Source organism: Dyadobacter sp. HNCC25DJ186, from assembly GCF_056895235.1.
In genome coordinates this window covers 444,478-450,965 of sequence record NZ_JBXHAS010000005.1, presented here as the reverse complement: position 1 = coordinate 450,965, position 6,488 = coordinate 444,478, and the positions used below count along the sequence as shown (strand labels likewise).

The window sequence follows — 6,488 nt, the reverse complement described above, 5'->3', positions numbered from 1 at the left end:
TTTTTCGTTTTATACTGGTAATAAATTAATTCTGTTATTCCAATAGATCAGCCAAGTGTAGATGGCAGCGGAAAGCAATTATTAAGTACAGTTAAATGTACGGCACCGTAATTCTCATAGCACCAATTCCTTAAACGTTTTACTTCAGCGGGCATTAACATGCGGATTGCTTTTCTCAATTCTTTTTCAAACAACCTGCGGTCGAAACTAACCTTTTGCAGAATAATTTTAATGTATTCAAGCATAGAGGCCATAGTATTATGTAGTTTTGTGGTTTAGGTAAAAACAGAACATTAGTAAAAGCCTGAGGGAATATTGTCCCACCACAGTCACCAATATGTGTAACGAATATTTCTCATGAAATTATATGTAATTTTAAGCATAATTTTGTGTTTTTCTTGCACTATTCTAGCGCAAAGTTTAAATAATGATCCAACAATTGAATTTGGGCCTAAAAACCTCAAAATGGACGAGCCATTTACAATTTCAGTGATCATTCCGGATGAAGAAAATCGTCCGTCCGTGACTTTCCCCGAAATTCCAGGACTAGAAAAGCGCAGTAAGTCTGCTACCAGTGCTATCAACACTGTGGGCGGTAAAAAGATTGTTGTGCAGACCATAAGCCAGCAATATTTTGCATTAAAAGTTGGCAAATACGATATTGAACCTTTTACAATAACAGTAAACGGGTCAAAAATAAAATCCGGGGAAACAACTGTTGAATACAGCGCTGGTACATTGGCCAATAATAATTTTATAGGTCCGGAAGAATTTGAATTGGTACCGGAATCTGAGAATAATGGAGAGGATATATTTCTCTCTGTAGGGACGAATAAAAAAAGTGTGTTCATCCGCGAAGGATTTGCCGTGGGAATTTCCCTATACGTTGCTGAAAATGCTCCGGTTCAAATGGATTTTTATCAGGTCGGCACTCAGTTACAAGCAATACTCAAAAAGTTACGTCCGGTTGGGTGTTGGGAGGAAAACGTAGGAATTGAAGAAATCATCAAGCGACGTGTTACGATTGGCGGGCGAAAATACACGGAATACATTTTATATCAGGCTCATTTTTTTCCTATGACCTTACAGGATATTGTATTTCCATCGGTAACTTTGGAGATGCTGGTTGCCGGAGCAGAAAAAGTCGAGAAGGGGTTAAAACAATTTCAATCGAAAGTCATTAAAATTAAAGTAAGACCTCTTCCTCCGCATCCGATGAAAGACCAGATCGCGGTTGGTGAGTACAAATTGGTAGAACGCCTGTCCAGTAAGCTGGTTTATCCGGGAGAGAGTATCAGATACCTTTTCCGAATTGAAGGTAAGGGGAATATTGCTGCAATACCTGCGCCGGAAATTACGAATAACTCAACTTTTGATTTCTATCCGCCCGACGTTAGCAGGGTAATTAAAAGAAGCAGTCAGCAAATTACAGGAGAAGAAAGTTTTGATTATTTTGTTGTACCAAGGCAGGACGGTACATTTCCGTTGGGCCGTTATTTTCAGTGGATTTATTTTAATCCTAAGACAGCTAAATACGATACTTTAATTTCTAAGCAGACATTGCAGGTCAAAGGGGAAGATTACAAGTTAGGTAATCTATCCTTATATGGATCTGCTGGTTTATATGATAATCTCGAACGGCTGGATAGCAGCAAGGAACATTTTGATTTTAAACAAATACTAAAAGAAATAACGAATGCGGTCGTAATCTTACTTTTGATCACGATGCTTTGGATATTTAGAAAATAATCTTACAATGGGTAGTACATACGGTAAAATATTTAAGATTTCCACGTTTGGAGAATCGCACGGAGTTGGGATAGGTGTTGTGATAGAAGGATGTCCAGCGGGAGTGAATTTCGATACGGATTTTATTCAAAGTGAATTAACACGTCGTAAACCTGGGCAGTCTCGGATAACAACACAGCGCAAGGAAGCGGACGAATTTGAAGTTTTGTCGGGCGTTTTTGAGGGAAAAACAACAGGAACACCCATCGCCCTGATTATCCGTAATGAGGATCAGCGAAGCAAAGATTATTCCCACATTTCAGCCCAATATCGCCCATCTCACGCTGATTATACCTATCAGGTGAAATACGGTGTTCGTGATTACCGTGGTGGTGGAAGGAGCTCTGCAAGAGAAACTGCCGCGCGCGTTGCTGCGGGAGCATTAGCGAAACTACTTTTGGCTAATTTTGGGGTGAACATTCAAGCGTATGTTTCTCAGGTTGGTGGAATGAAACTGGATAAATCTTATACTGAGCTTGATTTAACGCAAACAGAAAACAATGCAGTACGATGCCCGGATCCGGAAATGGCTGAACAGATGTTTGCCTACATTGACGATGTCCGTAAGAAAGGCGATTCCATTGGCGGGGTTGTGAATTGTGTCATAAAGGGAGCACCTGCTGGTTGGGGTGAACCCGTTTTTGACAAACTTCATGCAGAACTTGGCAAAGCCATGCTGAGCATCAATGCGGTTAAAGGTTTTGAATATGGAAGTGGTTTTGATGGGGTAGCCATGCTGGGCTCGGAACACAATGATGCTTTTTTTATTGATGAAAAGGGTGACGTCCATACAAGATCCAACCATTCAGGCGGTATTCAGGGTGGAATTTCAAACGGAGAAGATATTTATTTCCGAGTGGCTTTTAAGCCTGTCGCTACCATTATGCAGGATCAGGAAAGTGTAGATGAGAAAGGTGATATTGCCATTGTTCAAGGCAAGGGCCGTCATGATCCTTGTGTGGTTCCTCGTGCGGTTCCGATCGTTGAGGCAATGGCCGCGTTGGTTTTGGCAGACTTTTATTTAAGAAATAAAGCCAGTAAACTTTAACTTTTTTTACGTCTATGGTTCAGACTTAAGACGAGCCAGATGGTTCCTAAAAATTCAATAGCAAGACCGCTTAACATGGTGGGATTGCTATATTGAATATGGCTTGGCTTTATGAAGGCACCCGTAGCAATGACAAGCAGACCTGCCGATAAAATGATAATAGCGTTTAATAAATTTAGTTTCACCCGATTACATCGTTCGTTCCACAATATAAAAAACTCTTATTCAAAGCTTTACTGTATTTCGAATTTAACGATTCTATTTCTGTTTTGCTATTTTCCTTCTCAATTATTTGCTCAGGACAAGCGCTACACATTTGAAAAAGGTTTAATGGGATCACCTTTCCGGCTGATTATTTATGCTGATAATGATTCCTTGGCGAACAATTCTGCCAGGGCTGCTTTTAAGCGTATTGAGGATTTAAACGCGTCGTTAAGCGATTACCGTGATGATAGTGAAATTAATGCGGTTTCGGCGCAATCTGGTACCGAAAAATGGATTCCGGTAAGCCGGGATCTATTCGACATTCTTTTTGTCTCTGACGATATCAGTAAAAAAACAGGTGGCACTTTCGACGCGACACTTGGTCCGATTGTGCAGGAATGGCGCCGTGCTACGCGTAAAGGATATTTTCCTGACAAAAAATTAATAGCTGAGGCATTAAGCAGGACAGGATATAAGAAAGTCAAATTCGAAAGTTCCTCACAAAGTATCCAGCTCAGGGATAAAGGTATGCGACTTGATATTGGTGGGTTAGGGAAGGGTTATGCAGCAGACGAGGCCGTGAAAATTTTAAAATCTTTTGGGATAAAATCCGCTATGATCGATGCTGGCGGCAAGTTAGCTTTAATGGATCCGCCTCCGGGGGAAAAGGGCTGGAAAATTGTTATTTCTTCCGGAAGAGATTCGATAGAGACGATTGAATATTCCAATGTCGGAATCGCTACTTCCGGGCCAACCTACCGTTATCTCGAATATAATGGAAAAAAATATTCTCATATCGTAAACCCGAAAACCGGCATAGGGCTGGAACACCACGTCAGAACAACGGTCATTTCCCCAAATGCTACGGAGGCAGATGCATTGGCAACGGCTTTCAGTGTTTCGGGAATAAAGGAGGGGAAGAAATATTTAAAAAATTTTCCAAATAACAAGGTCTGGTTGGTAGAAACCAAAGGAGAAAAAATCAAAACCTGGAATACGATTTTGAAGTAGATCATAACGAATAAAAGCTGCGATTGATAGGTCGCAGCTTTTATTTTCTATACAAAACGTAATTTAAATAACGATTGTTTTACCTGGGACAGCCACCGGATATAGTCCGTCTGGTCCTGGCATAATCTTAGGATTTGCATCCCATGCTAATTTATCCGGGAACAAGTTGATATCAGAATTTAAAGCTTCATCCCACTTGATCATTTTACCTGAATAAGTTGCCATACGACCCATAATGGCCGTCATCGTACTCTTTGCACCATTTTCTGCATCTGCAAATTTATATTCACCTTTGGCAACGGCAGCAAATAAGTCGTCATGTTCAACCTGATACGGATTAATATCACCCTTATCATCGTGCTGATATATTACGCCTCCTTTATAGTCTTTCAGGATTGTTTTCTTTCCATCAAAACTATCAATGCGTCCCTTTGTACCTACGAATGCTTCGTCAACTTTATTCCAGGTACCTTCAAACTGACGGCACTGGCTTGAAATAGTTGTTCCGTCCGCATAAACAAGGTCAAGCGTATGGTGATCGAAAATTTCACCGTATTGCTTACCAGTACGGACCTCGCGTCCACCAGTTCCCTGAATCTGCACCGGATATGAATTCTTCACCCAGTTCGCTACGTCAATATTATGCACGTGTTGCTCATTGATGTGGTCACCGCAAAGCCAGTTAAAATAATACCAGTTTCTCATTTGGTATTCCATTTCCGTCTGGTTTGGCTGGCGTTCTTTCATCCATGGGCTGCTTCCGACCCAGTAAACTTGTCCGCCAACGATATCTCCCAAAGCACCATCATGAATTCTTTTGATTGCTTCAAGGTAATTGCGCTGGTAATGGCGCTGAAGTCCTACAACAACGTTCAGTTTTTTCTTCTTAGCTTCTTCTGCAAGAGCCAGAACTTTACGGATACCAGGTGCGTCGGTAGCAACCGGCTTTTCCATAAAGATATGCTTGTCATTTTTTACGGCCTCTTCAAAATGAGAAGGACGGAACCCCGGAGGCGTTGCAAGGATAACAACATCCACATCTTTTAAAGCAATAGCCTTTTTGAAAGCGTCGAATCCAACAAATTTACGATCGTCAGGAACGTCAACTTTTGTTTTGATATCTACAACAGTACCTGCCGCATTTTTGTATTTTTTGGCAGTAAGGTTTTTGTACGATTCATCAAGTCTGTCTTTGAAAGCGTCAGCCATTGCTACAATCTGAACATTCTGGCTTGTACTCAACGCCTGCGCAGCAGCACCCGTTCCGCGTCCACCGCAACCAATCAGAGCCACCTTGATGGTGTCGCCAACTGCGCTGTTGTATCCGTAACCCGCAAGAGGGCTAAGGATAACACCGCCGGCAATCAGACCAGAGGCTTTAAGGAATTCGCGTCTGTTGTTTTCCATTTAAGTTTTGTATTAAGAGTTTATATATCAGTAATCTTCTATTAATGCAGGACTGTAATATTTAGCAATTTCTTCAGCAGATGGAGTTTTTACTGGTCTTACCAGTCTAAAACCTACAAATGAAGCGCTGGTCATCCACCATTCACTTTTTGGTAATTGCGGATCCAGTACTTTCCATTCAGGCTTTGAAGGGGTACGTGCCGCACTTCTCAAATCTGTTGGTTCATCGTCCCATGATCCTCCGCGAACCGCTGTTGGATAAAGTTCTTTAACCGGAGCAAATTTTTCTCCGGCCGGTTGTTTTGCGTAATAATCAGGAATATACTGGTCAAGCGTCCATTCCATTACGTTGCCGTGCATGTCGTGTAATCCCCAGGCATTCGGCTTTTTTGTTCCAATTTTTTTATACGCTGAGTTGCTGTTTTTACGGTACCAGGCATACTCATCAATTTTTGAAGCGTCGTCTCCAAATGAGTAAGCAGTTTTAGATCCTGCACGGCATGCATATTCCCACTCCGCTTCTGTTGGCAAACGGTAGAATACACCGGTTTTCTCGTAAATCCATTTGCAAAAAAGAATCGCAGCATATTGGGTCATGTTAATTGCCGGATATCCGGCGCGGCCCATGCCAAACGACATATCCACATAAGGAGGACTTGGTCGGGTACTGGCATCTGTTTTGGCTACACTTTTCTCAGGATCAGGATTACGCAAAGCCATTTCCTTTTCCATATTTTTGAAGGCGTACAGATCATAAATATCCCATACTACTTCATGTTTTCCCATCCAGAATGGTTCAATTTTAACCTTATGCTGAGGGCCTTCATCTTCTCTTCTTCCTTTTTCAGAAGCTGGACTTCCCATTAGAAACTCGCCGCCAGGAATGGCGACCATGTCATAAACTTGTGCACTTCCGCCGATTTTTTGAGTGTAACTTTTGAAATTACTGTCTTGGGCTGAAGCATTTAAACAAAGAAAAATTACAGGGATTAGGTTTAAGATTTTTTTGTACATAATTTTTAAAAATGTG

At 41.5% G+C, this 6,488-nt stretch carries 6 protein-coding genes; 3 read left to right on the top strand and 3 right to left on the bottom strand.

The annotated features are described in order from the left end of the window. Positions 1-47 precede the first annotated feature (47 nt). Positions 48-254: a hypothetical protein gene (locus tag AC1XUO_RS17985; protein ID WP_090337142.1), complete on the bottom strand. Its 207-nt coding sequence runs from the start codon at positions 252-254 to the stop codon at positions 48-50. A 103-nt stretch (positions 255-357) separates the two neighbouring features. Here AC1XUO_RS17985 and AC1XUO_RS17980 point away from each other — a divergent pair, with 103 nt between their 5' ends. The 3 genes from AC1XUO_RS17980 to AC1XUO_RS17970 all read left to right on the top strand — a co-directional run bounded on the left by AC1XUO_RS17980 (position 358) and on the right by AC1XUO_RS17970 (position 4,051). Next, complete coding sequence (locus AC1XUO_RS17980) at positions 358-1,749, top strand: BatD family protein (RefSeq protein ID WP_483331154.1); 1,392 nt, start codon at positions 358-360, stop codon at positions 1,747-1,749. A gap of 7 nt (positions 1,750-1,756) precedes the next feature. Beyond that, on the top strand, positions 1,757-2,836 hold the full coding sequence (gene aroC / locus AC1XUO_RS17975; protein WP_483331153.1) for a chorismate synthase: 1,080 nt from the start codon (positions 1,757-1,759) through the stop codon (positions 2,834-2,836). A 330-nt stretch (positions 2,837-3,166) separates the two neighbouring features. Next, a complete protein-coding gene (locus AC1XUO_RS17970; protein ID WP_483331152.1) occupies positions 3,167-4,051 on the top strand; it encodes an FAD:protein FMN transferase in 885 nt (294 codons plus the stop codon). A 63-nt stretch (positions 4,052-4,114) separates the two neighbouring features. Here AC1XUO_RS17970 and AC1XUO_RS17965 read toward each other — a convergent pair whose 3' ends face one another. Together AC1XUO_RS17965 and AC1XUO_RS17960 are read right to left on the bottom strand one after the other, a co-directional pair. Beyond that, positions 4,115-5,458, bottom strand: coding sequence for a Gfo/Idh/MocA family protein (locus AC1XUO_RS17965; protein WP_483331151.1), 1,344 nt, complete (start codon positions 5,456-5,458; stop codon positions 4,115-4,117). Between the two features lie 27 nt (positions 5,459-5,485). Further along, entirely contained in the window at positions 5,486-6,472 is a 987-nt protein-coding gene (locus AC1XUO_RS17960; RefSeq protein WP_483331150.1) for a formylglycine-generating enzyme family protein, read from the bottom strand. Between the last annotated feature and the right edge of the window lie 16 nt (positions 6,473-6,488).

What these genes read in the sequence shown, in the direction of transcription:
- AC1XUO_RS17970 (WP_483331152.1), top strand. Translation starts at nt 3,167, where the DNA reads ATGGGATCACCTTTCCGGCTGATTATTTATGCTGATAATGATTCCTTG.
- AC1XUO_RS17985 (WP_090337142.1), bottom strand. Translation starts at nt 254, where the DNA reads ATGGCCTCTATGCTTGAATACATTAAAATTATTCTGCAAAAGGTTAGT.
- AC1XUO_RS17980 (WP_483331154.1), top strand. Translation starts at nt 358, where the DNA reads ATGAAATTATATGTAATTTTAAGCATAATTTTGTGTTTTTCTTGCACT.
- AC1XUO_RS17965 (WP_483331151.1), bottom strand. Translation starts at nt 5,458, where the DNA reads ATGGAAAACAACAGACGCGAATTCCTTAAAGCCTCTGGTCTGATTGCC.
- aroC (WP_483331153.1), top strand. Translation starts at nt 1,757, where the DNA reads ATGGGTAGTACATACGGTAAAATATTTAAGATTTCCACGTTTGGAGAA.
- AC1XUO_RS17960 (WP_483331150.1), bottom strand. Translation starts at nt 6,472, where the DNA reads ATGTACAAAAAAATCTTAAACCTAATCCCTGTAATTTTTCTTTGTTTA.